The sequence below is a fragment of the Aerococcus sp. L_32 genome (assembly GCF_050689315.1).
Map to the genome: position 1 here is coordinate 1 of NZ_JBOEQF010000343.1, position 2054 is coordinate 2054.

General features: G+C 38.2%; 2 protein-coding genes and 1 pseudogene. All 3 read left to right on the forward strand.

Annotated elements, in window-relative coordinates; genetic code table 11:
- Positions 1-334, forward strand: a pseudogene (locus ACRCJ0_RS12670) (NADP-dependent phosphogluconate dehydrogenase); the annotation flags it as partial.
- A gap of 44 nt (positions 335-378) precedes the next feature.
- The gene (locus tag ACRCJ0_RS12675; RefSeq protein ID WP_048726540.1) at positions 379-1086 is read left to right on the forward strand and encodes a response regulator transcription factor; all 708 of its coding nucleotides are present in this window, start codon (positions 379-381) and stop codon (positions 1084-1086) included.
- The coding region (locus tag ACRCJ0_RS12680; RefSeq protein ID WP_431390655.1) for a histidine kinase dimerization/phospho-acceptor domain-containing protein at positions 1086-2054 on the forward strand (969 nt) is incomplete at its 3' end. The genes ACRCJ0_RS12675 and ACRCJ0_RS12680, both read left to right, overlap by 1 nt.

Sequence of the window (2054 nt, forward strand, 5' to 3'; positions counted from 1 at the left end):
CATCATCCGTGCAGGCTTCCTAGAAAAAATCATGGACGCTTACGAAACCAACGCTGACTTAGAAAATATTTTATTAGACGAATACTTCATGGATATCGCGAAAGATTACCAACAAGCAACTCGTGAAGTAGCAGCTGAAGCAATTAAATCAGGAATTCCAGTTCCTGGATTCACATCAGCATTATCTTACTACGATAGCTACCGTTCAGAAACTTTACCAGCAAATATTATTCAAGCACAACGTGATTACTTTGGTGCGCATACTTATGAGCGTGTTGATGCTGAAGGTTCTTATCACTTATTATGGGATAAAGAAGAACAAATTGATGCTTAATTTTGGGCTTGCCCATGAATTTGTGCAGGAAATAGGGTGAAATTATGAGTGAAGAAAAAGCAAAACGCATCTTAATTGTTGAAGATGAAAAGAACTTAGCACGTTTTGTGGAATTAGAACTTAAACATGAGGGCTATGAAACTGAACTTGCTAAAGATGGTCGTATTGGGCTTGAAAAGGCACAAGAAGGCGACTGGGATTTAATCTTATTAGATTTAATGTTGCCAGAGATTAATGGTATTGAAGTATGTCGTCGCTTACGTCCAACTTCAGATGTACCAATTATTATTATGACAGCAAGAGATTCAGTTATTGACCGTGTATCAGGTTTTGACCACGGCGCGGATGACTATATCGTGAAACCATTTGCGATTGAAGAATTATTAGCACGTATTCGTGCGTTACTTCGTCGTATTGATATCGAAGAAGAACAACAACACAGAAAACAAACGAAAGTTACTTTCCGAGACCTTTCTGTTGAAAAAGAGAACCGCATTGTACGTCGCGGAGAAGAAATAATTGATTTAACAAAACGTGAGTATGAGTTATTGGTGATGTTAATGGAGAATGTTAACGTCGTCTTACCTCGTACAGAGCTATTAAACAAAGTATGGGGCTATACAACTGAAGTTGAAACTAACGTCGTCGATGTTTATATTCGTTATTTAAGAAATAAAATTGACGTTGATGGTCAACCAGGTTACATTCAAACTGTCCGTGGTACGGGCTATGTAATGAGGACGCCAGAATAATGTTTAATAACGTTTTAAATGATTTTAAAACAAAACTGCAGCACCCATTTTCATTAATTTGGAAGTGGGGCTTAGTTTTATCTAGCTTGTTTTGGTTGGCCTTGAGTGTTAGCCCCATCATTTCAAATATTCAAGAACAACGAGCGCTAGAAGAAGACTATGTGGCTGAGGTTACACAAATTGACACGTATTTACAAACCTATCTAAACTCCTTAGCATCGCGACCAGCTTCAGAAGTGCGTGAAGGATTCCAATCACGGATTGCCATTGAAAATATTTCTTTAGAAGGTTACTTGAATGAGCATAACGTGAAAATTCAAGTCTATAATGAAAATGGCAACCTGGTTTATAATTCAGGGACTACTGTAGATAGTTTCTCAACTAATAGAACGACAGGCCGAACGAAATCGGATGAAACTGGGGACTTCCTGACTTATCAATTACTATATGATGGGTCTGACCAAATTGGGTATTATTTTGCGACCTTTGATTACCAATCAGTCGCCAATCAATTATCTGATAAACGGACTGAATTGATCATTACGGCGGGGGTTAATTTAGTCATCGCCGTTGTCGCTGGTTTTGGTGTAGCTTATTACTTTATTCAACCGATTCAAAAGATGAAGCGGTTCTTAAAGAATATCACTGCAGATAATATTGCTGATCGTCGTTTAAACGTTTCCGAATATCGTGGTGAAATTACTGAAATATCTGAAAGCATCAACCAAATGCTGGATCAAACAAGTGAATATATAGACCAACAAATTCACTTTGTCGAAGATGTATCGCATGAATTACGTACACCTGTAGCGATCATTGAGGGACATTTAAATATGCTGAATCGTTGGGGTAAAGATGATCCAGAGATACTTGAAGAGTCGCTATCAGCCTCTGTAAATGAGCTAGAACGGATGAAAGTCCTCGTGCAAGAGATGTTAGATTTATCTCGAGCAGGGCAAGTTGATACG